At 70.4% G+C, this 22,114-nt stretch carries 20 protein-coding genes; 6 read left to right on the forward strand and 14 right to left on the reverse strand.

From position 1 onward, the window contains the following. Window positions 1-3 precede the first annotated feature (3 nt). The 3 genes from PS271_RS13165 to PS271_RS13175 all read right to left on the reverse strand — a co-directional run bounded on the left by PS271_RS13165 (window position 4) and on the right by PS271_RS13175 (window position 3,713). The gene (locus PS271_RS13165; protein WP_398382089.1) at window positions 4-1,587 is read right to left on the reverse strand and encodes a polyamine aminopropyltransferase; all 1,584 of its coding nucleotides are present in this window, start codon (window positions 1,585-1,587) and stop codon (window positions 4-6) included. A gap of 53 nt (window positions 1,588-1,640) precedes the next feature. After that, on the reverse strand, window positions 1,641-2,162 hold the full coding sequence (locus PS271_RS13170) for a DUF2617 family protein (protein ID WP_030367009.1): 522 nt from the start codon (window positions 2,160-2,162) through the stop codon (window positions 1,641-1,643). 381 nt (window positions 2,163-2,543) lie between these two features. Further along, window positions 2,544-3,713 (reverse strand): aminotransferase class I/II-fold pyridoxal phosphate-dependent enzyme, encoded by a 1,170-nt coding sequence (locus tag PS271_RS13175; protein WP_398382090.1) that lies wholly within the window; start codon window positions 3,711-3,713, stop codon window positions 2,544-2,546. 287 nt (window positions 3,714-4,000) lie between these two features. Here PS271_RS13175 and PS271_RS13180 point away from each other — a divergent pair, with 287 nt between their 5' ends. Continuing rightward, entirely contained in the window at window positions 4,001-5,227 is a 1,227-nt protein-coding gene (locus PS271_RS13180; protein ID WP_398382091.1) for a putative hexosyltransferase, read from the forward strand. 94 nt (window positions 5,228-5,321) lie between these two features. Here the strand turns inward: PS271_RS13180 and PS271_RS13185 are convergent, their stop codons facing one another. Then, entirely contained in the window at window positions 5,322-5,855 is a 534-nt protein-coding gene (locus tag PS271_RS13185) for a YbjN domain-containing protein (protein ID WP_356275802.1), read from the reverse strand. Window positions 5,856-5,949: 94 nt separating this feature from the next. Further along, entirely contained in the window at window positions 5,950-8,616 is a 2,667-nt protein-coding gene (clpB, locus tag PS271_RS13190; protein WP_398382092.1) for an ATP-dependent chaperone ClpB, read from the reverse strand. Window positions 8,617-8,867: 251 nt separating this feature from the next. On the opposite strand from clpB, the gene PS271_RS13195 reads away from it, so the two are divergent. Together PS271_RS13195 and PS271_RS13200 are read left to right on the forward strand one after the other, a co-directional pair. Further along, a complete protein-coding gene (locus PS271_RS13195) occupies window positions 8,868-9,272 on the forward strand; it encodes a pyridoxamine 5'-phosphate oxidase family protein (RefSeq protein WP_398382093.1) in 405 nt (134 codons plus the stop codon). Window positions 9,273-9,343: 71 nt separating this feature from the next. Next, window positions 9,344-9,850, forward strand: coding sequence for a DUF2505 family protein (locus PS271_RS13200; RefSeq protein WP_398382094.1), 507 nt, complete (start codon window positions 9,344-9,346; stop codon window positions 9,848-9,850). 31 nt (window positions 9,851-9,881) lie between these two features. Here the strand turns inward: PS271_RS13200 and PS271_RS13205 are convergent, their stop codons facing one another. The 7 genes from PS271_RS13205 to dnaK all read right to left on the reverse strand — a co-directional run bounded on the left by PS271_RS13205 (window position 9,882) and on the right by dnaK (window position 16,467). Next, a complete protein-coding gene (locus tag PS271_RS13205) occupies window positions 9,882-10,505 on the reverse strand; it encodes an RloB family protein (protein ID WP_398382095.1) in 624 nt (207 codons plus the stop codon). After that, the gene (locus PS271_RS13210) at window positions 10,477-11,841 is read right to left on the reverse strand and encodes an AAA family ATPase (RefSeq protein ID WP_398382096.1); all 1,365 of its coding nucleotides are present in this window, start codon (window positions 11,839-11,841) and stop codon (window positions 10,477-10,479) included. The genes PS271_RS13205 and PS271_RS13210 overlap by 29 nt, the downstream gene beginning before the upstream one ends. A 67-nt stretch (window positions 11,842-11,908) precedes the next feature. Continuing rightward, window positions 11,909-12,118, reverse strand: a complete 210-nt coding sequence (locus PS271_RS13215; RefSeq protein WP_398382097.1) for a DUF4287 domain-containing protein — start codon at window positions 12,116-12,118, stop codon at window positions 11,909-11,911. Window positions 12,119-12,249: 131 nt separating this feature from the next. Continuing rightward, window positions 12,250-12,702, reverse strand: a complete 453-nt coding sequence (locus PS271_RS13220) for a heat shock protein transcriptional repressor HspR (RefSeq protein WP_398382098.1) — start codon at window positions 12,700-12,702, stop codon at window positions 12,250-12,252. Window positions 12,703-12,706: 4 nt separating this feature from the next. Next, the gene (gene dnaJ / locus PS271_RS13225; RefSeq protein WP_398382099.1) at window positions 12,707-13,879 is read right to left on the reverse strand and encodes a molecular chaperone DnaJ; all 1,173 of its coding nucleotides are present in this window, start codon (window positions 13,877-13,879) and stop codon (window positions 12,707-12,709) included. Window positions 13,880-13,927: 48 nt separating this feature from the next. Continuing rightward, complete coding sequence (grpE, locus tag PS271_RS13230) at window positions 13,928-14,611, reverse strand: nucleotide exchange factor GrpE (protein WP_398382100.1); 684 nt, start codon at window positions 14,609-14,611, stop codon at window positions 13,928-13,930. Then, a complete protein-coding gene (gene dnaK / locus PS271_RS13235) occupies window positions 14,608-16,467 on the reverse strand; it encodes a molecular chaperone DnaK (protein WP_398382101.1) in 1,860 nt (619 codons plus the stop codon). Before dnaK ends, grpE begins: the two co-directional genes overlap by 4 nt. 333 nt (window positions 16,468-16,800) lie before the next feature. On the opposite strand from dnaK, the gene PS271_RS13240 reads away from it, so the two are divergent. From PS271_RS13240 to PS271_RS13250, 3 genes are all read left to right on the forward strand, one after another. Continuing rightward, the gene (locus PS271_RS13240; RefSeq protein ID WP_398382102.1) at window positions 16,801-19,110 is read left to right on the forward strand and encodes a (Fe-S)-binding protein; all 2,310 of its coding nucleotides are present in this window, start codon (window positions 16,801-16,803) and stop codon (window positions 19,108-19,110) included. A 123-nt stretch (window positions 19,111-19,233) separates the two neighbouring features. Then, window positions 19,234-19,800 carry a Uma2 family endonuclease gene (locus tag PS271_RS13245; protein ID WP_398382103.1) on the forward strand — a complete coding sequence of 189 codons (567 nt, stop codon included), beginning with the start codon at window positions 19,234-19,236 and terminating at the stop codon, window positions 19,798-19,800. Between the two features lie 137 nt (window positions 19,801-19,937). Beyond that, window positions 19,938-20,903 (forward strand): Yip1 family protein, encoded by a 966-nt coding sequence (locus PS271_RS13250; RefSeq protein WP_398386832.1) that lies wholly within the window; start codon window positions 19,938-19,940, stop codon window positions 20,901-20,903. A 73-nt stretch (window positions 20,904-20,976) separates the two neighbouring features. On the opposite strand, the gene PS271_RS13255 is transcribed toward PS271_RS13250, so the two are convergent. Next, window positions 20,977-21,474 (reverse strand): phosphoribosyltransferase, encoded by a 498-nt coding sequence (locus PS271_RS13255; protein ID WP_120754750.1) that lies wholly within the window; start codon window positions 21,472-21,474, stop codon window positions 20,977-20,979. A gap of 29 nt (window positions 21,475-21,503) precedes the next feature. Further along, complete coding sequence (gene dcd, locus PS271_RS13260; protein WP_058047472.1) at window positions 21,504-22,079, reverse strand: dCTP deaminase; 576 nt, start codon at window positions 22,077-22,079, stop codon at window positions 21,504-21,506. Window positions 22,080-22,114: the final 35 nt, after the last annotated feature.

Here is a 22,114-nt window from a genome sequence, read left to right on the forward strand (position 1 = left end):
CGGTCATTCCGCATAGCGCGGATGCATCAGCGTCGACGGCAGCAGCCCCGGCTCCCGGCTGTGCTCGGCCTCCCGCCAGGCCGCCGCGAGCCGCCCGCCGGTGAGGGACAGCAGGCAGGGCCGCGCCCGGGGCAGCTCCAGCGGCAGCCGTTCCCGCGAGACGAGCAGGAAGCTCCAGTCCTCGCCGTGGCCGCTGTGCACCGGGACCCTGTCCGGGCCGCCGGAGAAGCCGATGCCGTCCACGCGGTACGGCGTGGAGGAGAGGCCGAGCGAGCGGACGGTGGCGTCGACCGTCCAGAACACGTGCGGGCGGGCGCCGAGCGTGCCCGCGTGGACGGCCAGCCGCCCGCCGGGGGCCAGCCGCCGCTCGACCAGCCCGTAGAACTCCTGCGAATAGAACTTGGTGCTCGTGGTGATGCCGGGGTCGGGGAGGTCGGAGATCACCACGTCGAACGGGCCCTCGGCGGAGGAGCCCGAGCGCAGCCACTCGAAGGGGTCGGCCGTCACCAGCCGCACGCGCGGATCGCGGAAGGCCCCGTGGTTGAGGGCGGCCAGATCGGGGTCGGTGCGGGCCAGGCGCAGGACGGCCGCGTCGACGTCGACGACGGTCACCGAGGAGAGGTCGCCGTAGCGCAGCAGTTCGCGGACGGCGAGGCCGTCGCCGCCGCCGAGGACGAGGGCCCTGCGGTGCGGGCCGTCCATCGCGGGGTGGACCAGGGCTTCGTGGAACCGGTACTCGTCGTCGCCGTTGACGCGCAGCCGGCCGTCGAGGAAGAGGGAGAGGGGCTTGCCGCTGCCGCCGCCGCCCGTGAGGACGACCTCCTGGACGTCGGACTGGACGGCCACGCGGACGTCGTCGCCGTAGACGGCGTGGCGCGCGGCCTTCTCGAAGGGGCCGCTGAGGGCGGAGCAGGTGGCGAGGAGGGCGAGGACGAGGCCGTTGGTGGCTATGAGGAGCCGGCGCGTGCGGACCGAGAGGTCGCCGCGGAAGAGCCACAGGACGAGCGCGCCGCCCGCGACGGCGTTGACCGCGCCGGTCAGCAGGGCGCCCGTCAGCTGGCCGAGCACGGGCAGGAGGAGGAAGGGGAAGGCGAGGCCGCCGACCAGGGCGCCCACGTAGTCGGCAGCGAAGAGGTCGGCGACGGCCCCGCCCGCGTCCTGGCGGCGGATGCGCTGGATGAGCGTCATCAGCAGGGGCACTTCGGCGCCGATCAGCACGCCGATGGCGAGGGAGAAGCCGACCAGGGCCGGCCGCGCCTGGCCGAACCAGGCGAAGCAGGCGTAGAGCGCCATGGCCGACGAGCCGCCTATGAGCGCCAGTAAGGCCTCGACCGCGGCGAACCCCAGGGCGGCGCGCCTGCGCAGCCGCTTGGCGAGCAGCGAGCCGATGCCCATCGCGAAGACCATGACGGACAGCACGACGGAGGCCTGGGTGACGGAGTCGCCGATGAGATACGAGGCCAGGGCGACCAGCTCCAGCTCGTACACCAGCCCGCAGGCGGCGCAGATGAAGACGGTGGTCAGCACCACGAGGCGGCCGAGCCCGGCCGGTACGGGCAGCCGCGCCGATACCGGGCGGTAGATCATGTTGGGAACGCTACGTTACGAAACGGCAACCCTTTGTCACCCACAAGGGTTTATTACGAGAGAGCCGCCGCCGTCCGTGCCCCCACTCTCGTGCGGGTGGCGACCAGCCGCCCCTCCTGGGGATAGGCGTGCCAGGTGCGCCAGCTGATCTGGCCGTCGCACCGCTGGGCGAGCAGGGCGGTGAAGGCGTGCGGGCTGCCCGGGAAGGTGCCCGCCAGGCCGTAGGGGTGTTCGGCGACCAGGGCGAGGAGCTCCTGCGCGCGGCCCGCGAACGAGCCGTGCGAGAGCGTTTCTATCCGGGCCGCGAACTCGTACTCCCAGGCGCCGATGCGCTTGGCGACGCCCAGCGGCAGCGGGGTGGCGCTCCCCGGCAGGCAGGCGACCGTCTCCGAGCAGACGCCGTCGCCCTCCTCCAGCAGCACCTGGTGGGAGGCGCCGAGGAGGCGCAGCTGGACCTGGGAGCCGGCGAGCTGGAGGTCGAGGACGGCCAGCGCCGGCAGCGGGTCCTTGCCCAGGCACCAGGCGAGGTCGGCGGCGCGGGTGTCGGTGTAGGTGGTCTTGAGGGTGGTGAGCATGGGTCGGCTCCGCAAGCACGCAGTGGAGGGTGGGCCGGCCCGCCGGGGAGGACCAGAGTCTTCGGGTGAGGACCAGAGGTCTTCGAGTGCGCCGGCTCATGCCCACATATGAGCTGTTTCCGTGGGTCCGAGGACGTCCGAGGACAGTGATTACGGGATTCCCCGGAGCCTTAATGAGAGGGAATCATGAATGAGCAGCGCCCACAGCGTTTTTACCCATCTCATCGTGCTTTCCATCCACGCGAGGGCCGGACAGTTCAACTGTTCAGAATCTTTGCGGACCGGCGGCCGCTCCGGCGGACGGCCGATAGTGCGGCCGGCGGGCCGGGGGAACCCGCCGGATGCATATGCGATCAAGCATGGGACCGCCGCAAATCCCCGTCAGGCGGCGTTCACCAGCTTCTCCACGGCCGAAATCACGGACTCTTCACGCTTGCAGAACGAGAAACGCACGAGATAGGGCGGCGCATCGGGGCGCAGATTGAAGGCGGCCGTCGGAATGGCCACCACCCCGGCGCGCGAAGGGAGTTCACGGCAGAATCGCACGCCGTCCGAGTACCCCCACGCGCGGATGTCCGCCTGGAGGAAATACCCCGCCTCCGCGCGATAGGGGCGCAGTCCGGCGCTCGCGAGCCCCCGGCTCAGCAGGTCGCGATTGCGCTGCAGCGTGCTCCGCAGCTCCGCCGCCCACTCCTCCACGCCGTCCAGCATCCGCGCGAGCGCCTCCTGGTACGGCGCGCCCGAGGCGTACGTGAGGAACTGCTTCGCGGCCCCGACCGCCCGCACGAGCCCGGCCGGCCCGCACACCCAGCCGACCTTCCAGCCGGTCACGTTGAACGTCTTGCCTGCCGACGAGATGGTCAGCGTACGCTCGCGCATCCCTTCCAGCGACGCGATCGTCGCGTGCCGCCCGCCGTCGTAGACGAGGTGCTCGTACACCTCGTCCGTCACCACCGTCAGGCCGTGCTCCCGGCACAGCGCGGCGATCTCGGCGAGTTCGTGCGCCGTGAAGACCTTGCCCGTCGGGTTGTGCGGGGTGTTGAGGATCAGCACCCGGGTGCGCGGGGTGACCGCCGCCCGCAGCGCGGCCGCGTCCAGCACGAAGGCGTCGCCGTCCTCCGCGAGCGGCACGCCGACCACGCGCGCACCGGCGAAGCGGGCGCCCGCCGGGTAGGCGTCGTAGCAGGGGTCGAAGGCCAGCACCTCGTCGCCCGGGTCGCACAGCGCGAGCAGCGCCGCGGCGAGGGCCTCGGTCGCGCCCGTGGTCACCAGCACCTCGTCCTGCGGGTCGTACTCCAGCCCGTAGCGCCGGGACTGGTGCGCGGCGACCGCCTCGCGCAGCGCGGGGAAGCCGGCGGCGGGCGGGTACTGGTTGCTGCCCGCGAGGACCGCCGCCGAGACGTCCTTCAGCAGCGCGGGCGGAGCGCCCAGTTCCGGCACGCCCTGGCCGAGGTTGACCGCGCCCGTGCGGCGGGCGAGCTCCGTCATCTCCGTGAAGACCGAGGTGCCGAGGCCCTGCACGCGGGCGGCGGGGCTCCAGTCCTTGTTCATGCGAACCCACTTCTGTCGGTTTTCCGAGGCTGCCTCTTCTTCGGTTCCTGAGGCTGCCTCACCCTAGGCACGCCCGTGGCGCGGGCACAGCACACCGTCCGCCGCGCACCGCGCAGACACTCCGCGGTGCCCGCCGAGCGGGTGGAAGGCGCACCGCTTACGGGCGCTCCCGCTCGCGCGCGCGTGAGCTGCGCCGCAAGGTCGAAGGTGCAGTGGAGGCGCCCGCACCGGCGCCGAACAGGCCCAGAGGCCGAGGCCGAGAGGCCGAGGATGCCGGAGGTCCCCCCGTGTCAGCCGACACCGCCGTGCCCGTCCGGGCGCCGGAGCCGCGCCCGGCGTCCGGCAACGCCCGCGTCCGCCGCGTCGAGCGCGCGCGGGACGCCCTGCGCCGGGCGGCCCCCGCCCTCGCGTTCTACGCGGCGGCCCGGCTCACCGGCATGGCGACGATGGCCGCCTGGGCGTGGTGGATCGGCCGCCACCCGCGCACGCTGCTCGGCCACTCCTGGGACGGCATCTGGTACGCGGGCATCGCCCGGCACGGCTACGGGCTGGTGCTGCCCTCGCCGACCACGCGCGGCGTCGTCTTCAACGACCTGGCGTTCTTCCCGCTCTTCCCCGGCCTCGTGCACGCCGTCTCCACCGTCACGCCGCTGACCGTCGTCAGCTCCGGCCTGGTCGTCGCCTGGCTGTCCGCCGGCGCCGCCGCATGGGGCATCTACGCGCTCGGGGAACGGCTGTACGGGCAGCTGTACGGGCGCAGGGCCGCGACGCTGCTCGTGGTGCTGTGGGGGCTGCTGCCGCACGCGATCGTGCAGTCCATGGCGTACACCGAGCCGCTGATGACCGCGCTCGCGGCGTGGGCCCTGTACGCGCTGGTCACCGGCCGCCCGGTGTGGGCCGGGGCGCTCTCCCTGCTCGCCGGCGTCTCCCGGCCCAACGCGGTCGCCGTCGCCGCGGCCGTCGTCTGCTCCTGCGCGGTCCTGCTGTGGCGCGACCGGGCGGCCCGCACGAACTGGCGCGTGTGGGCGGGCGCCGCGCTCGCCCCGCTGGGCTGGACCGGCTACGTCGTCTGGGCCGGATTCCGCTCCGGCGGCGGCCTGTTCGGCTACTTCGAGGTGCAGCGGCTGTGGGGCTCGCGCTTCGACTTCGGGAAGGACGCGCTGCGGTTCGTACGGCACCTGATCGTCGGGCGGGACGCGATGGCGTACTACGTGACGGTCGCGATCATCGCCGTCGCGCTCGTGTCACTGGTCCTGCTGGCCCTGGAACGGCCGCGGCCGCCGCTTCCGGTGCTGGTGTACGCGGTCGTGCTCGTCGTCATCGCGGTCGGCGGGTCGAGCTACTTCGCCTCGAAGCCGCGGTTCCTGCTGCCGGCGTTCCCCCTGCTGGCGCCGGCGGCGCTGGCACTGGCGCGGGCGAGGCCGTGCGCGGCCGTGACGAAGGTCGCGGCGCTGGCGGGGGTGTCGTTCTTCTACGGAACGTACCTGCTTACGGTCGCGCGCATGCCGATGTGAGGGGCGGGGCCCCCACCGGGGTATCGGGCGTCCCCCAGGTGCCCAGCCGGCCCGAGCCGACCGGGCACCCCGGGAAGCGCCGGCGCCGGAGGCGTTACGCCTCTTCGTCCGGCTTGCCCTCGTCCGACTCCGCGTCCGCCTCAAGGCCCAGCTGCTCGACAAGCCACTTGTCGAACTCGATGGACGCCCGCACCCAGCTGACCGTGCTGGAGACGAAGTGCTCCAGGGACACCCCGACGCCGATCAGCATCTGCGCCTCGCCGATCAGGCGGACCGTGCCGTCGTCGTTCGTGTGGGTGTAGACCTTCGGCCACAGCGTGCGGCGGTTCCAGTCGTCGATGGCCTCCAGGAGGCGGGCCTTCTCGTCGATCGCGTGCGGGCGGTCGTAGAACGTCCGCACCGAGAAGACCTGCTGCTCCTCCTCGCCGCGGAACATGAAGTACGTGCGGAACTGCTCCCACGGCGCGGCGAGGTCTCCCTCGTCGTCCACGACGTACTTCAGCTCCATCTGGTCGAGGAGCTGCTTGACCAGGTCCTGGTCGGGGATGACGGGGCCGGTCGGGCCCGCCTCAGGCTGCGGTTCGGGCTGTCCCCCGAAATTCGGGATCGAGGACGGGTCGATGCTCACCGTTTAATTCCCTTCGTACGGTCTCCGGCCATCCTCCCTCACACCCGCCCCCGTGCCGCAACCCCTACCCCTCGGCACCCGCGGCGGAAGCCGGTCAGGCCGCCGCCACGGGCTCGCCCCTCGTCACCGACAGGCCTGTGCCCTGCCCGGGCGCGCGGTCCACGCGGATGGTGTCGCCGTCGCGGATCTCGCCGCCGATGATCGCCTTGGCGAGCTGGTCGCCGATGGCGGTCTGGACCAGGCGGCGCAGCGGGCGCGCGCCGTAGGCGAGGTCGGGCGCGGCGGGGGCGGCGCCGTCCACGGTCTCCGCCGGTTCCTGGCCGAGCCCGGCCAGCCAGTGGAGGGCCTCCGGGGAGACGTCCAGGGTGAGCCGGCGGTCGGCGAGGCGTCGCTGCAAGTGACCGAGCTGGATGCGGGCGATCTCTTCCAGCTGCTCCGTGCCGAGCGGGTGGAAGACGACGATGTCGTCGAGGCGGTTGAGGAACTCGGGACGGAAGGAGGCCCGCACCGTCTCCAGCACCTTCTCCTTCTTCTGCTCCTCCTTGAGGAGGGGGTCCACCAGATAGGTGGATCCCAGGTTGGAGGTGAGGATGAGGATGGTGTTGCGGAAGTCGACGGTCCGGCCCTGGCCGTCGGTGAGGCGGCCGTCGTCGAGGACCTGGAGCAGGATGTCGAAGGCCTCGTGGTGCGCCTTCTCGACCTCGTCCAGCAGGACGACGCTGTACGGGCGCCGGCGCACGGCCTCCGTCAGCTGGCCGCCCTCCTCGTAGCCGACGTAGCCGGGGGGCGCGCCGACGAGGCGGGCCACGGCGTGCTTCTCGCTGTACTCGCTCATGTCGATGCGGACCATGGCCCGCTCGTCGTCGAAGAGGAAGTCGGCGAGGGCCTTGGCCAGCTCCGTCTTGCCGACGCCGGTCGGGCCGAGGAAGAGGAACGAGCCGGTCGGCCGGTCGGGGTCGGCGATGCCGGCCCGCGAGCGGCGCACGGCGTCGGAGACGGCCCGGACGGCCTCGCTCTGGCCGATCAGCCGCTTGCCGATCTCGTCCTCCATGCGCAGCAGCTTGCGGGTCTCGCCCTCCAGCAGGCGGCCGGCGGGGATGCCGGTCCAGGAGGCGACGACGTCGGCGATGTCGTCCGGGCCGACCTCCTCCTTGACCATGAGGTCCTTCGCTTCGGCCTCCTGCTCCGCCTCCGCCTCGGCCTCGGCGGCCGCCTCCAGCTCGCGCTCCAGGCCGGGGATCTCGCCGTAGAGGAGCTTGGAGGCGGTGTCGAAGTCGCCGTCGCGCTGGGCGCGCTCGGCCTGCCCGCGCAGCTCGTCCAGGCGCTCCTTGAGCTCACCCACCCGGTTGAGGGACTGCTTCTCGCGCTCCCAGCGGGCGGTCAGGCCGCGCAACTCCTCCTCCTTATCGGCGAGGTCGCGGCGCAGCTTCTCCAGGCGCTGCTTGCTCGCCTCGTCCGACTCCTTGGACAGGGCGAGCTCCTCCATCTTCAGCCGGTCGACGGCGCGCTGGAGCTCGTCGATCTCGACGGGGCTGGAGTCGATCTCCATGCGCAGCCGGGACGCGGACTCGTCGACGAGGTCGATGGCCTTGTCGGGGAGGAAGCGGGAGGTGATGTAGCGGTCGGAGAGGGTGGCGGCGGCGACGAGGGCGCTGTCGGCGATCTGGACCTTGTGGTGGGCCTCGTAGCGGCCCTTGAGGCCGCGCAGGATCGCGATCGTGTCCTCGACGGACGGCTCGGCGACCAGGACCTGCTGGAAGCGGCGCTCCAGGGCAGGGTCCTTCTCGATCCGCTCGCGGTACTCGTCGAGGGTGGTGGCGCCGACCATGCGGAGCTCGCCGCGGGCGAGCATGGGCTTGAGCATGTTGCCCGCGTCCATGGCGGAGTCGCCGCCCGCGCCCGCGCCGACGACGGTGTGCAGCTCGTCGATGAAGGTGATGATCTGGCCCTCACTGGCCTTGATCTCGGCCAGGACGGTCTTCAGCCGCTCCTCGAACTCACCGCGGTACTTCGCGCCGGCGACCATCGCGCCCAGGTCGAGGGAGACCAGGCGCTTGTTGCGCAGCGACTCGGGGACGTCGCCCTTCACTATCCGCTGGGCGAGCCCTTCCACGACGGCGGTCTTGCCGACGCCCGGCTCGCCGATGAGGACGGGGTTGTTCTTCGTACGGCGGGAGAGGACCTGCACGACGCGGCGGATCTCGGTGTCCCGTCCGATGACGGGGTCGAGCCGGCCCTCGCGGGCCGCCGCGGTCAGGTCCGCGCCGAACTTCTCCAGGGCCTTGTACGTGCCCTCCGGATCGGCAGTGGTCACTCGCTGCCCGCCCCTCGCGGTCTCGAACGCATCCAGCAGGCGCTTCGCGGAAGCGCCCTGCTGCTGCAACAGCTCACCCGTGCGGCCGCCCTTGGCGGCGAGGCCGATCAGCAGGTGTTCGGTGGAAATGTAGGTGTCGCCGAGCTCGCGGGCGCGCTGCGACGCGTCGGCGATCACGGCGAGCAGCTCGCGGCTGGGCTGCGGCGGCGCGACCGTCGAGCCCTGCACGCTGGGCTCGGCCGCCAGCTGCCGCTCGGCGCCGGACCGCAGCGCGGCGGCGTCGGCCTCCACGGCGGCCAGCAGATCCATGATGTTCTCGTTGTCCTGCCCGGCGAGCAGCGCCAGCAGCAGGTGCGCGGGCGTCATATCGGCATGCCCGGCCGACACGGCCCGCTCACTGGCCCCGCTCAGCGCCTCCCGGCTCCTGTTGGTCAGCTCGGCATCCACGACGGTCCGCTCCTCCTTCGTCTCGGCGTCTCGGGGTGTCTCGGGCGAGGACGCCTCCGGCGAGCGTCCTGCCTAACCCAACGTGCGATAAGTTGAGCCTATTCCACTCAAACGCCAGTGCCGGACCCCTGACCTCGCGGCCCGCACCCGCACGCCCCCGTAAGGCCCATACTCCGCCGCGGAGGGCGGCGGCGCCCGCGGAGAGACGGATTCCCCGAGGCTCCGCGCAAACGCGCCGTTACGCTTCCCGCATGGCTCACGATCTGCGCGACCTCGACCCCGCCTACGTCGCATTCTGGCGGGAGCGGCACATCTGCACCCTCACCACCACCCGCCCCGACGGTAGCCCGCACCTCGTGCCCGTGGGGGTGACCTTCGACCCCGAGGCCGGGATCGCGCGCGTCATCACCAACAAGAACAGCCGCAAGATCGCCAACATCCTGGCCGCGGGCCCGGACGGCGCGCGCGTCGCCGTCTGCCAGATCGGCGAGCGGAAGTGGGCCACGCTGGAGGGCCGGGCGGTCGTACGGACCGAGGCCGAGGCCGTCGCCGACGCGGTGAACCGCTACGCCGAGCGGTACGGGCGGATGCCCGCGCCCAACCCCGACCGCGTCCTGGTCGAGATCACGGTCACGAAGGCCCTCGGTCTGGTCTGACTTCAGGCATCTTCTCCTCACCATTACGGCAATTACCCACGCCGCCCCCAGAACAGGCATACCGTGTCAACATGCCTCAGTTCACTGTGCAGTTGAACGTCAACGGCCCCGCGTCCGCCGTCTGGGCACTGCTCACGGACGACGCCTTCCTCGAAGACCTGTACCGGAACCGGCTGCAGTACGTGCAGTGGTCCGTCACCGCCCGCCGCACCGCCCCCGAGGGGGACCTCATACGCGAGGTCGCCCTGATCCCGCCCATGAACGCGCCCGCGCCGGTGCGGAAGCTCCTCGGCTCCGGCTTCCGGGAGACCGAGGAGAGCCGGTTCGACCAGCAGCGGCTGACGTGGACCTGGCGCAGGATCCCGTCCACCATGGCGGACAAGATCACGGAGGAGGGGCGGGTACGGGTCGAGGAGGCGCCGGACGGCAGCAGCCGGCTCATCGCCGAGACCACCATCGCGTGCAAGGTCTTCGGCGTCGGCGGGCTCATGGAGTCCACGGCGGAGAAGCACAGCCGGCACGACTGGAAGACCCTCGGCGAAGCCCTCGGCCAACGGCTGGCGCAGGGCACGCCCTGACGGCGGGCAAGCCCTTCTCTGCTTCCGCTCTCTACTTCCGCGCGATCCGTGACACCAGCGCCCACACTCCCGTCGACGGGTTCGTCACGTGTTCGCGCCCCTCCGTCGCCAGGCGGCGGGCTCGGCGGTCCGCTTCCGGCCAGCCGTGTTCGAAGTCGCGGAAGTCCAGGCGGGCCTTCTCGTACGCCGGGACGTGGCGCTTCAGGTACGGGAGCAGCTCACGGTACGTGCGCACCGGGGCCGTGTGGCCGCTGAAGTGCAGGATCAGCCAGAGTTCGAAGCACGGGTTCGAGACCGCCACCCGGATGCCCTCGCGGCGGGCCCGGTCGATCGCGCAGGCCACCTCGAAGTGGTCGACGTCGAAGACGCACCACACCTGGTCGAAGTCGTCCCCGATGCGGTCGCGTTCCCCTGCCGCGTAGGTGATCAGCTGAGCGGGGGAGCAGGACTTCGTCCTGATGCGGACGGTGACGGCGGGGTTGGCGACGTGGTCGACGAGCCCGAGGAGGTAGTCCTTCTCGGTGGCTTTCGCGCCGCAGACGACCAGCAGGCGGTCCCGGGCCCGCCGGCCGCCCGGTAAGCGGAGGACGTTCGACTCGAAGGAGGGGCCGGGCGCGCAGCGTCCGTTACTTCTCGTCTTCGGCGTCCTCGCCATCCGGCGCTGCCTTCCCCCTGGCGGCCAGGGCCGCCTCGAACCGCTCGTCACTGAGGACCGGGACCGCACCATAGCTGCCACCGAGGTAGCGCCGCTCACGGTTCTCGCCGTCCCGCGGTTCGAAGTCGGAGAGGGGGTACAGTGCGCTCTCCCCGTGCCGGTCCTTCTCCACGAACCAGACCTGGTCGCGCCGCAGGATCTCCTCGCCGCCGCAGCGGCCCAGCAGGCTCACGTCGTGGGTGGTGAGGAGGAGCTGGGCCGCGTGCGGGTTCGTCGCGGGCTCCTGGAAGAGCCTGATCAGGTGCGCCGTCAGGCGCGGGTGCAGGCTCGCGTCGACCTCGTCGACGATGAGCACGCCGCCCTGCTCCAGGGTGTCGAGGACGGGGCCCGCGTAGTCGAAGAACATGCGGGTGCCCTGGGACTGGTCCTCCAGGCCGAGGCGGATGCTGCCGCCGCGGCCCTTCTGCTGGACCCAGACGCGGGCGGTCGTGGTGGTGAACAGGCAGGTGGACAGCTCGGTGCGGCGCAGCTCGCGCAGGAGCCGGTCGGCGAAGCCGCGCACAGAGAGCCGCCCGCCCGTGTCACCGGCCTCGGCCGCGTCGAAGTCCTCGATGCCCATGTCCTCGATGCCGACGTCGGCGGCGCGCAGCAGGGCGACGACGGACGCGGCCCGCCGCGGGTCCTGGAGCCGCAACAGGCTTCCCGGATCGGGTGAACCGTGCGCCCCGCCCGCCCGGAAGCGGACGTTCATGAACCATGCGTAGGCGGGCTGGACCTCGGCCTGCCGGGACCGCGCGGCGACCGTCAGGAACAGGGCGTTCGGCTCGGTGATGCTGCGGACGAGATCCAGCCCCGGGCGGGCCGCCCCGTCGCCGAAGCGGATGTCATCGCCCGAGCGCTGGAACACCGTCTGCCGCTCACCACCGGGATAGCGGTACAGCCATTCCTCGCGGATCCGCTCGTCGTCGAGGCTGAAGCCGTATGTGTGGCGCACGCCGTCGAGGACGAGGTCCACCACGTACCAGGACGGGGCCGCGGCGCTCACCTCGTCCAGCAGGAACGGGGACCGCACGATGCCCGCGCCCGGCTCGGCGTCCCGGTGGGACGTGCGCACCAGGCCCGCCATGAAGTGCAGGGCGTCCACGACGTTGGACTTGCCGGCGGCGTTCGCACCGAAGAGGGCGGCGATGGGAACGGCCTCGGAGCCGGTAGCGGTACCAGTACTGGTATCGGTGTCGCGCGTGGAAACGCCGTCCGCGCCGTCCATCCGGGCCAGGAGCAGCTGCTGCTCCTCCCTGATCGAGCGGTGATTCGAGACCCGGAAGCTCAGCAGCACCCGTCCACCGTACGGCCCGTGGGCGGGCGGCGACAGACACGCCACCCGAGTGGGTGGCGGAGCGGCGTCAGTCGCGGAGCTCCGCGAGGGTGTGCGCGACGAGGGCGTTGGCATGCCCGTGCCCCAGTCCGTGCTCGGCCTTCAGCCACCCGACCAGCTCCATGTGCTTCGTCAGCGACGAAGACCGGATCAGGTCCTTCCACTCGGCTATCGGCCGGCCGTACTTCTTCTCGATCGACGGGAAGTAACTGGCGGGCCCCTTAACGGTTTCAGTCATGCGCGCAGTCTGGCACCCACCACTGACAACGGCCCGGACACCGCTCTTGCCGGCTCATGCGAGCAGGGCCGGGTGAGCGTTTCACTCACCCCGCCCTGCCGGCACACCATGCGACGCGAGGCGACGCGCCGCTACTGCTGATCGCGGCGCGGGCGCCACACCACCAGTGCGCTCGTCTGCTGGACCTCCTGGTACGGGACCAGGTCGCGGCGGTAGGAGGCGTGGACCGCCGCTTCCGCCTGCTGGCGGGCCGCGGCGGCGCCCTCGACGATGCCCTGCAGTTCGGCGACGCGCGCCTTGAGCGCGGCCACCTGGTTCTCCAGCTCGATGATGCGCTTGATGCCCGCGAGGTTGATGCCCTCGTCCTGGCTGAGCTGCTGCACCTGCCGGAGCTGTTCGATGTCCCGCGCGGAGTAGCGCCGGCCGCGGCCGGCGGCGCGGTCGGGTGAGACCAGGCCGAGCCGGTCGTACTGCCGGAGGGTCTGCGGATGCAGGCCCGACAGCTGCGCGGCGACCGAGATGACATAGACCGGCGACTCGTCGGTCAGCTCGTACGGATTGCGCCGTCGGCCGGTCCCATCCATGGGGTCACGCTCCCTTCGCGGCCTGGAACAGCTCTGCCCGCGGGTCGTCGTCCGCGGTGGCCTCACGGTAGGTCTGCAGGGCTTCCCGGGCCTTGTCGCCGAGATCCTTGGGCACGGTCACCTCCACCGTGACGAGGAGGTCGCCGCGGGTGCCGTCCTTGCGCACCGCGCCCTTGCCGCGGGCGCGCATCGTGCGGCCGTTGGGCGTGCCGGGCGGCAGCTTGAGGGTGACCGGGGGGCCGCCGAGGGTCGGCACCTTGATCTCGCCGCCGAGGACCGCCTCCGGGAAGGAGACGGGCACGGTGACGGTGAGGTTGTCGTCCTTGCGGCCGAAGACCGGGTGGGTGCCGACGTGCACCACGACGTACAGATCGCCGTTGGGGCCGCCGCGCTCGCCCGGGGCGCCCTTGCCGCGCAGCCGGATCCGCTGGCCGTCAGAGACGCCGGCGGGGATGCGGACCTGCATCGTCCGGGAGGACTTGGCGCGGCCGCTGCCGTGGCAGACGTCGCAGGGGTTCTCCGGGATGAGGCCGCGGCCCTTGCAGTCGGGGCAGGGGTCGGTCATGGAGAATCCGCCGCCGGAGCCGTGCGACACCTGACCGGTGCCGACACAGGTGGGGCAGACGCGAGGAGTACCGTTTTTGTCGCCGGTGCCGGAGCAGGCCTTGCAGGCCGCCGAGGAGGACATCCGCAGGGGCACGGTGGCCCCGTCGACCGCCTCGGTGAAGTTCAGCGAGACCTCGGACTCGATGTCCTGGCCGCGGCGCGGCTGGGTGCGCGTGGCACCGCGGTTGAACAGGCCGCCGAAGACGTCGCCGAGACCGCCGCCGAAGCCGCCGCCGGCGCCGCCCCCGCCCTGGGCGCCCCCGAAGAGGTCGCCCAGGTCGAAGTTGAAGGAGCCGCCGCCCGCGCCGCCCGGCCCCGGGCGGAAGCCGCCGTTGGCGAAGAGGGCGCGGGCGTCGTCGTACTCCTTGCGCCGCTTGGGGTCGGCCAGGACGTCATTGGCCTCGGAGATCTCCTTGAAGCGCTCCTCGGCCTTGGCGTCGCCCTTGTTGGCGTCCGGGTGGTACTCGCGGGCGAGCTTCCGGTACGCCTTCTTGATCTCGGCCTCGGTGGCGTCCTTGGGGACGCCGAGGACCTTGTAGTAGTCCTTCTCCAGGAAGTCCTTCGTGCTCATCCCCGGCGTCCCTCCTTCCGTTCCCTGCGGTGATTCATCTGGTCAGCGTCAGCCCTTGTCCGGGCCACCGCTCTCCTCTTCGGAGCCGGCGGAACCGGCCGGACCGGCGTCCTCGCCCTCGCCCTTGGCGCCCTGGGCGCCCGGCTGGGGCTCGGCGACGGCGACCCGCGCGGGGCGGATCGTCCGCTCGCCGATCCGATACCCCGGCTGCAGAATCTGCACGCACGTGGTCTCGGTGACGTCCGGCGCGTAGGAGTGCATCAGCGCCTCGTGCACCAGCGGGTCGAAGGGCTCGCCCTCCTTGCCGAACTGCTGCAGTCCCATCTTGGCGACGACCGTCTCCAGCGACTCGGCGACGGACTTGAAGCCGCCGACGAGCTCGCCGTGGTCACGGGCGCGGCCGATGTCGTCGAGCGTGGGCAGGAGCTCGGACAGGAGGTTCGCGACGGCGACCTCCTTGACCGTGACCCGGTCCCGCTCCACACGGCGGCGGTAGTTCTGGTACTCGGCCTGGAGACGCTGGAGGTCCGCGGTGCGCTCGGTGAGCGCGGCCTGGGACTGGTCCAGCTGAGCCTGGAGACCTGCTTCCACCAGCTCCTCGCCGGAGGGGGCAGCGCCCGGGGCCGCCTTGTCGGCAGCCCCGGCGCCCTGCGCCGCTTCCTCGGAGCCGGCGGCGTCGGAGGGGCCTTCAGGCTTCTTCTCGTTGTCAAAGCCCGGGGTCTCCTCCGTCACGCCGCACCACCCTTCGCGTCCTTGGGCTTGTCCTCGTCGACGATCTCGGCGTCGACGACGTCGTCCTCGGCCTTGGTCGGACCGCCGGTCGCGCCGGCGTCACCGGCGGCGCCCTGCGCGGCCTGGGCGTCGGCGTACATGGCCTGGCCGAGCTTCTGGCTGACCGCGGCGACCTTCTCGGTCGCGGTGCGGATCTCGGCCGTGTCCTCGCCCTTGAGCTTCTCCTTCAGCTCGGCGACGGCGGTCTCGACCTCGGTCTTCACCTCGGCCGGAACCTTGTCCTCGTTGTCCTTGAGGAACTTCTCCGTCTGGTAGACGAGCTGCTCGCCCTGGTTGCGGGACTCGGCGGCCTCGCGGCGCGCGTGGTCCTCCTCGGCGTACTTCTCGGCCTCTTCGCGCATCCGGTTGACCTCGTCCTTCGGCAGCGAGGAGCCACCGGTGACGGTCATCTTCTGCTCCTTGCCCGTGCCGAGGTCCTTCGCGGTCACGTGCATGATGCCGTTGGCGTCGATGTCGAAGGCGACCTCGATCTGCGGGACCCCGCGCGGGGCCGGCGGCAGGCCGGTCAGCTCGAACATGCCGAGCTTCTTGTTGTACGCCGCGATCTCGCGCTCGCCCTGGTAGACCTGGATCTGCACGGACGGCTGGTTGTCCTCGGCCGTCGTGAAGATCTCGGACCGCTTGGTCGGGATCGTGGTGTTGCGCTCGATGAGCTTGGTCATGATGCCGCCCTTGGTCTCGATGCCGAGGGACAGCGGGGTGACGTCGAGGAGCAGGACGTCCTTGACCTCACCCTTGAGGACACCGGCCTGCAGGGCGGCGCCGATGGCGACGACCTCGTCCGGGTTGACGCCCTTGTTGGCCTCGTTGCCGCCGGTCAGCTCCTTGACGAGCTCGGCGACGGCGGGCATGCGGGTGGAGCCGCCGACCAGGACCACGTGGTCGATCTCGGAGAGGGCGATGCCCGCGTCCTTGATGACGTTGTGGAACGGGGTCTTGCAGCGCTCCAGCAGATCCGCGGTGAGCTGCTGGAACTGGGCGCGCGTGAGCTTCTCGTCCAGGTGCAGCGGGCCCTCGGCGGAGGCCGTGATGTAGGGCAGGTTGATCGTGGTCTCGGTGGACGAGGACAGCTCGATCTTCGCCTTCTCCGCGGCCTCGCGGAGGCGCTGGAGAGCCATCTTGTCCTTGGACAGGTCCACGCCGTGGCCGTTGGCGAACTGCTTGACCAGGTAGTCGACGACGCGCTGGTCCCAGTCGTCACCACCGAGGTGGTTGTCGCCGTTGGTGGCCTTGACCTCGACCACGCCGTCGCCGATCTCGAGCAGCGAGACGTCGAAGGTGCCGCCACCGAGGTCGAAGACGAGAATGGTCTGGTCGTCCTTGTCGAGACCGTAGGCCAGGGCGGCCGCGGTGGGCTCGTTGACGATGCGCAGGACGTTGAGGCCCGCGATCTCACCGGCCTCCTTGGTCGCCTGACGCTCGGAGTCGTTGAAGTACGCCGGGACGGTGATGACCGCGTCCGTGACCTTCTCGCCCAGGTACGCCTCGGCGTCCCGCTTCAGCTTCTGCAGGATGAACGCAGAGATCTGCTGGGGGTTGAAGTCCTTGCCGTCGAGGTTGATCTTCCAGTCCGTGCCCATGTGGCGCTTGACCGAACGGATCGTCCGGTCCACGTTGGTCACGGCCTGGCGCTTGGCGACCTCGCCGACCAGCACCTCGCCGTTCTTCGCGAAGGCGACGACGGACGGCGTGGTCCTGGCGCCCTCGGCGTTGGTGATGACGGTGGGCTCACCGCCCTCGAGAACACTGACGACGGAGTTCGTCGTACCCAGGTCGATGCCGACCGCACGTGCCATGTCGATTCCTCCAGCTGACTTGAGTGGAACAGACTCAAGGGTGCAATGCGGATCCGAACCTGTCAACCGAGCTGAGTCGAGGGGACTCAAGTCTTATGCGGGGCTTATGCGCAGCCAGGGGGCGGCCGGCGGGTGACCACGGGCTCGGGCAGCACGGGTGAGGGTGGCCTGAGCGACACAGATCACCGGCGGTGCGCCTATATCGCGCGCGGGAGAGTGAGTAGTCTCGTACGGACTGGATAAGTTACTAGGCAGTAATCCCGCAGTCCGCAGTCATCCCCAAGTCCGTAGTCCCCGCAATCCCCGCTCTCGCAGGTTCGAGGAGCCGTTCCCATGCAACTCGCCGCGATCATCGTGTCGCTGGTCCTAATCGCGGTCGGCGTAGCGCTGTTCGGCCGTGCCCTCGTGCAGATCTACCGCTTCATGCGGCTGGGTCAGCCCGTGCCCGCCGGCACCCGGACCGGCGACCCCGCGCAGCGCACCGTCACCGTGGCCAAGGAGTTCCTGGGCCACACCCGGATGAACCGCTGGGGCATCGTCGGCGTGGCGCACTGGTTCGTGGCGGTGGGCTTCTTCTCGCTGCTGCTGACGATCGTCAACGCCATCGGGCAGCTCTTCAAGGCCGACTGGATCCTGCCGGTCATCGGCGACTGGGCCCCGTACAACGTCTTCGTCGAGTTCCTCGGCACGATGACCGCGCTCGGCATCCTGACGCTCATCGTCATCCGGCAGCTGAACCGGCCGGGCGCCCCGGGCCGCAAGTCGCGCTTCGCCGGCTCCAACACCGGCCAGGCGTACTTCGTCGAGGCCGTCATCCTCATCGTCGGCGTCTGCATCTTCATGCTGCACGCCCTCGAAGGCGCCCAGCACCACGTGGACGGCTACGAGGCCTCGTTCTTCATCTCGTACCCGGTCGTCTCGTGGCTGGAGGGGATGGACGTCTCGACGCTCCAGAACCTCACCTACTTCTTCGCGGGCCTGAAGATCGCGACGTCCTTCATCTGGATGATCACGGTCGCCCTGAAGACCGACATGGGCGTGGCCTGGCACCGCTTCCTCGCCTTCCCGAACATCTGGTTCAAGCGCGAGGCGTCCGGCGACGTGGCGCTCGGCGCGCTGCTGCCCATGACGAGCGCCGGCAAGCCGATCGACTTCGAGGACCCGGGCGAGGACGACACCTTCGGCGTCTCGAAGGTCGAGGAGTTCTCCTGGAAGGGCCTGCTCGACTTCTCCACCTGCACCGAGTGCGGCCGCTGCCAGTCGCAGTGCCCCGCCTGGAACACCGGCAAGCCCCTCTCCCCCAAGCTCCTGATCATGGCGCTGCGCGATCACGCGCACGCCAAGGCGCCGTACCTGCTCGCGGGCGGCGGCAAGGACGCCGAGGGTGAGGAGAAGGCGACCGCGGAGCAGCTGAAGGACGTCCCGGCGGCGGCGCTGGCCGAGGCCGAGCGCCCGCTGATCGGCACGCTGGAGGAGAACGGCGTCATCGACCCCGACGTGCTGTGGTCCTGCACCACGTGCGGCGCGTGCGTCGAGCAGTGCCCCGTCGACATCGAGCACGTCGACCACATCGTCGACATGCGCCGCTACCAGGTGATGATCGAGAGCTCCTTCCCGTCCGAGGCGGGCACGATGCTCAAGAACCTGGAGAAGAAGGGCAACCCCTGGGGCCTGGCGAAGAAGCAGCGCCTGGCGTGGACCAAGGAGGTCGACTTCGAGGTCCCGGTCGTCGGCAAGGACGTCGAGGACCTCACCGAGGTCGACTACCTCTACTGGGTCGGCTGCGCCGGCGCCCTGGAGGACCGCGCCAAGAAGACCACGAAGGCCTTCGCGGAGCTGCTGCACATGGCGGGCGTGAAGTTCGCGATCATGGGCGGCGAGGAGAACTGCACCGGTGACTCGGCCCGCCGCCTGGGCAACGAGTTCCTGTTCCAGCAGCTCGGCCAGCAGAACGTCGAGATGCTGAACATGGCGTTCGGCGAGGATGCGGACGAGGGCGTCAAGGTCGAGAAGGCCAAGAAGAAGATCGTCGCGACCTGCCCGCACTGCTTCAACACCATCGCCAACGAGTACCCGCAGCTCGGCGGCGAGTACGAGGTCATCCACCACACGCAGCTGCTCCAGCACCTGATCGACGAGGGCAAGCTCGTCCCGGTCACCCCGGTCGAGGGCCTGATCACGTACCACGACCCGTGCTACCTGGGCCGGCACAACAAGGTCTACACGCCGCCGCGCGAGATCATCGCCAAGGTGCCGGGCCTGCGCAACGAGGAGATGCACCGCCACAAGGAGCGGGGCTTCTGCTGCGGTGCGGGCGGTGCGCGCATGTGGATGGAGGAGCGGATCGGCAAGCGCATCAACAACGAGCGCGTCGACGAGGCCCTGTCCCTCAACCCGGACATCGTCTCCACCGCCTGCCCCTTCTGCCTCGTCATGCTGACCGACTCGGTCAACGGCAAGAAGAACGACGGCAAGGCCAAGGAGTCCATCCAGGTCGTCGACGTCGCCCAGCTCCTCCTGGAGTCGGTGAAGACCCCGGCGCCCCCGGAGGACGGCGGCGAGGACAACGGCGACGGCGGCGACGGCGAGCCCGCGGACACCCCGAAGCCGGACCCGGCACCGGCCCCGGAGCCGGTGAAGTAACCGCTTCCACGGCGTACGCACGGCCGGGCCCCGCGACTGCTCGCGGGGCCCGGCCGTTGTCGTAGGGGCGTGGGACGATGATTTCGTACGCGCTCGCAGCCCGCACTCAGCAGGAGCCATGCCATGGACTATGCCCGTATGCGCGCCATCGCCGATGAACTGATGGAGCACGTTCCTGACCCGGTCCTCGGCATCGAGATCACCGGCAGCGGTCTCTACATGATGATGTCGCCCTCCAGGCGCCACGACTACATCGCCCACCGCCTCAGCCGCCAATTGAACAGCCAGCTCACCGAAGGGCTGGTGGCCTACCCAGGTGGCGAGGTGGAAGACGCTTCCCTCGGCAGGCTTCGTCGCCCCGACCTCATCGTCGTGCCGGACGAGGTCTTCGCCGAAGCCATGGACCCGTTCCACCCACGCGATCTGTCCTTGGTTGCCGAGGTCGTCTCGCCCTCCAACCACGCGAATGACTACGTGGAGAAGATGCATGAATACCCTGCGATGGGCATCCCGTTGTACTTGCTGATCGACCCGCGCAAGGGGACCCTAGCCGTCATGTCCGACCCGCAGGGAGTCGACAGCGAAGGACAGCCCTGCTACCGGACGCGTACCGAGTACGTCTTCGGCGACAAGATCTCCGTGGGCCCCTGGACCGTCGACACCTCAGAGTTCCGCACATACCCCTCCTGACACAGCCTGCCGAATCCCAACCCCCGGTATTTCCCTTAGGGGATGTCACAGCTCGGCCGCAATGGCGGGCCCGTTCTTACCGGGCCGGCTCGGCATCGTCACGGAGCGGGTACGTTCGAAGCGTGGCTGGATTCAGGATGGGACGCGGACAGGGCTCGAACGACCCCGGGCCCGCGCAGCAAGGACAGCGCCCGGGGCCGTACCAGGCCCCGTACGGCGGCCAGGGCGGTCAGGGGGGCCACGGTGGTCAGTGGCAGCAGCAGCCCCCGCCGTACGGCGAGCCGGAGTACTTCGGCGGGGGCGGGCAGCCGCAGCACGGCTACGGCCGGCAGCAGCCGTACGGCCAGGGGCAGGGACAGGGCCCGGGCCAGGATCCGTACTACGGCCACGGACAGCCCGGTCACGGACAGCCCGGCGCCGGCCACCCCGGCCAGACCCAGCAGTTCAGCCTCGGCGAGGCCCCGGACGCGTACGGCGACGACCCGTACGGCCAAGGCGCCCCGTACGGCCGCGACGACTACGGCCAGGACCCGTACCCCAACGCCCCCGCGCCGCCCCCGGGCCCGCGGCTGCCGTGGAAGCAGCTGCTGACCGGCATAGTCATGCGCCCTTCCGCGACCTTCTGGCAGATGCGTGACCACGCCGTGTGGGCACCGGCGCTGATCGTCACGTTCGTCTACGGCCTGCTCGCCGTCTTCGGCTTCGACAAGGCCCGCGAGGACGTGCTGAACGCCTCGCTCTCCAACAGCCTGCCGTCGGTGCTGATCACGGGCGTGGTCATGGTGCTCGCCGGGCTCCTCCTGGGCGCGGTCACGCACACGCTCGCCCGGCAGCTCGGCGGCGACGGCCTCTGGCAGCCGACGGTCGGCCTGTCCATGCTGATCATGGCGATCACGGACGCGCCCCGGCTGCTGTTCGCCATGTTCCTCGGCGGCGACAACCTGATGGTCCAGGTGCTGGGCTGGGCGACGTGGCTCCTGGCGGGCTACCTGTTCACGTCCATGGTCAGCAAGTCGCACGACATCCCGTGGCCGAGGGCGCTGGGCGCCTCCGCGATCCAGCTGATCGCGCTGCTGTCGATCGTCAAGCTGGGCACGCTGTAGAGACGGCATACACGTGAGGGCCCCGCCGTGTTCATCACGGCGGGGCCCTCACGTATGTCTGCTGCCTGCGCGGTTACGCGTCGAGGACCTGGCCCTCGCGGCGCACGACCGGCGGCTCGACCGACCACGGGAAGTTGATCCAGTCCTCGGTGCGCTTCCACACGTACTCGCACTTCACGAGGCTCTGGGACTTCTCGTAGATCACCGCGGAGCGGACCTCGGCCACGTGGTCCTTGCAGAAGTCGTGCACGAGCTTGAGGGTCTTGCCCGTGTCCGCCACGTCGTCGGCGATCAGGACCTTCTTGTTCGTGAAGTCGATCTGGTCCGGGACGGGGGCCAGCATGACCGGCATCTCCATCGTCTCGCCGACGCCCGAGTAGAACTCCACGTTCACCAGGTGGATGTTCTTGCAGTCCAGCGCGTACGCCAGCCCGCCGGCGACGAAGACGCCGCCACGCGCGATGGACAGGATGATGTCCGGCTCGTAGCCGTCGTCCGCGATGGTCTGTGCCAGCTCACGGATGGCCTCCCCGAAGATCGGGTAGGTCAGGTTCTCGCGGATCTCACTCACTGTTGCTCTTCGCCTTTTGCTCTGCTTGCTCAGACCTGGGTGCGATGGAAATTCTGGAAGGAGCGCGAGGGCGTGGGCCCACGCTGCCCCTGGTAGCGGGAGCCGTGCTTCGCGGACCCGTAGGGGTGCTCGACGGGCGAGGTCAGGCGGAACATGCACAGCTGCCCGATCTTCATCCCCGGCCACAGCTTGATCGGCAGCGTGGCCATGTTCGACAGCTCCAGCGTCACGTGCCCGGAGAAACCGGGGTCGATGAAGCCGGCGGTCGAGTGCGTCAGCAGGCCGAGGCGGCCCAGGCTGGACTTGCCCTCCAGTCGCGAGGCGATGTCGCCGGGGAGCGTGATGACCTCGTACGTCGAGGCGAGCACGAACTCACCGGGGTGCAGGATGAACGCCTCGTCGCCCTCCGGAACCACCTCACGCGTGAGGTCGGCCTGCTCGACCGCGGGGTCGATGTGGGGGTACCGGTGGTTCTCGAACACCCGGAAGTAGCGGTCGAGCCGCACGTCGATGCTCGACGGCTGCACCATCGATTCGTCGAACGGGTCGATCCGCACGCGGCCGGCGTCGATCTCGGTCCGGATGTCCTTGTCTGAGAGAAGCACGGGTCGAGGATACGCGGAGAAGACGGACAACGCGG

The organism is Streptomyces sp. SCA2-17 (assembly GCF_044336695.1).

Coding starts and splice junctions, on each gene's coding strand:
- PS271_RS13165 (WP_398382089.1), bottom strand. CDS start 1,587: ATGATCTACCGCCCGGTATCGGCGCGGCTGCCCGTACCGGCCGGGCTC.
- PS271_RS13170 (WP_030367009.1), bottom strand. CDS start 2,162: ATGCTCACCACCCTCAAGACCACCTACACCGACACCCGCGCCGCCGAC.
- PS271_RS13175 (WP_398382090.1), bottom strand. CDS start 3,713: ATGAACAAGGACTGGAGCCCCGCCGCCCGCGTGCAGGGCCTCGGCACC.
- PS271_RS13195 (WP_398382093.1), top strand. CDS start 8,868: ATGGCTCACGATCTGCGCGACCTCGACCCCGCCTACGTCGCATTCTGG.
- PS271_RS13200 (WP_398382094.1), top strand. CDS start 9,344: ATGCCTCAGTTCACTGTGCAGTTGAACGTCAACGGCCCCGCGTCCGCC.
- PS271_RS13205 (WP_398382095.1), bottom strand. CDS start 10,505: ATGGCGAGGACGCCGAAGACGAGAAGTAACGGACGCTGCGCGCCCGGC.
- PS271_RS13215 (WP_398382097.1), bottom strand. CDS start 12,118: ATGACTGAAACCGTTAAGGGGCCCGCCAGTTACTTCCCGTCGATCGAG.
- PS271_RS13220 (WP_398382098.1), bottom strand. CDS start 12,702: ATGGATGGGACCGGCCGACGGCGCAATCCGTACGAGCTGACCGACGAG.
- dnaJ (WP_398382099.1), bottom strand. CDS start 13,879: ATGAGCACGAAGGACTTCCTGGAGAAGGACTACTACAAGGTCCTCGGC.
- dnaK (WP_398382101.1), bottom strand. CDS start 16,467: ATGGCACGTGCGGTCGGCATCGACCTGGGTACGACGAACTCCGTCGTC.
- PS271_RS13240 (WP_398382102.1), top strand. CDS start 16,801: ATGCAACTCGCCGCGATCATCGTGTCGCTGGTCCTAATCGCGGTCGGC.
- PS271_RS13245 (WP_398382103.1), top strand. CDS start 19,234: ATGGACTATGCCCGTATGCGCGCCATCGCCGATGAACTGATGGAGCAC.
- PS271_RS13250 (WP_398386832.1), top strand. CDS start 19,938: ATGGGACGCGGACAGGGCTCGAACGACCCCGGGCCCGCGCAGCAAGGA.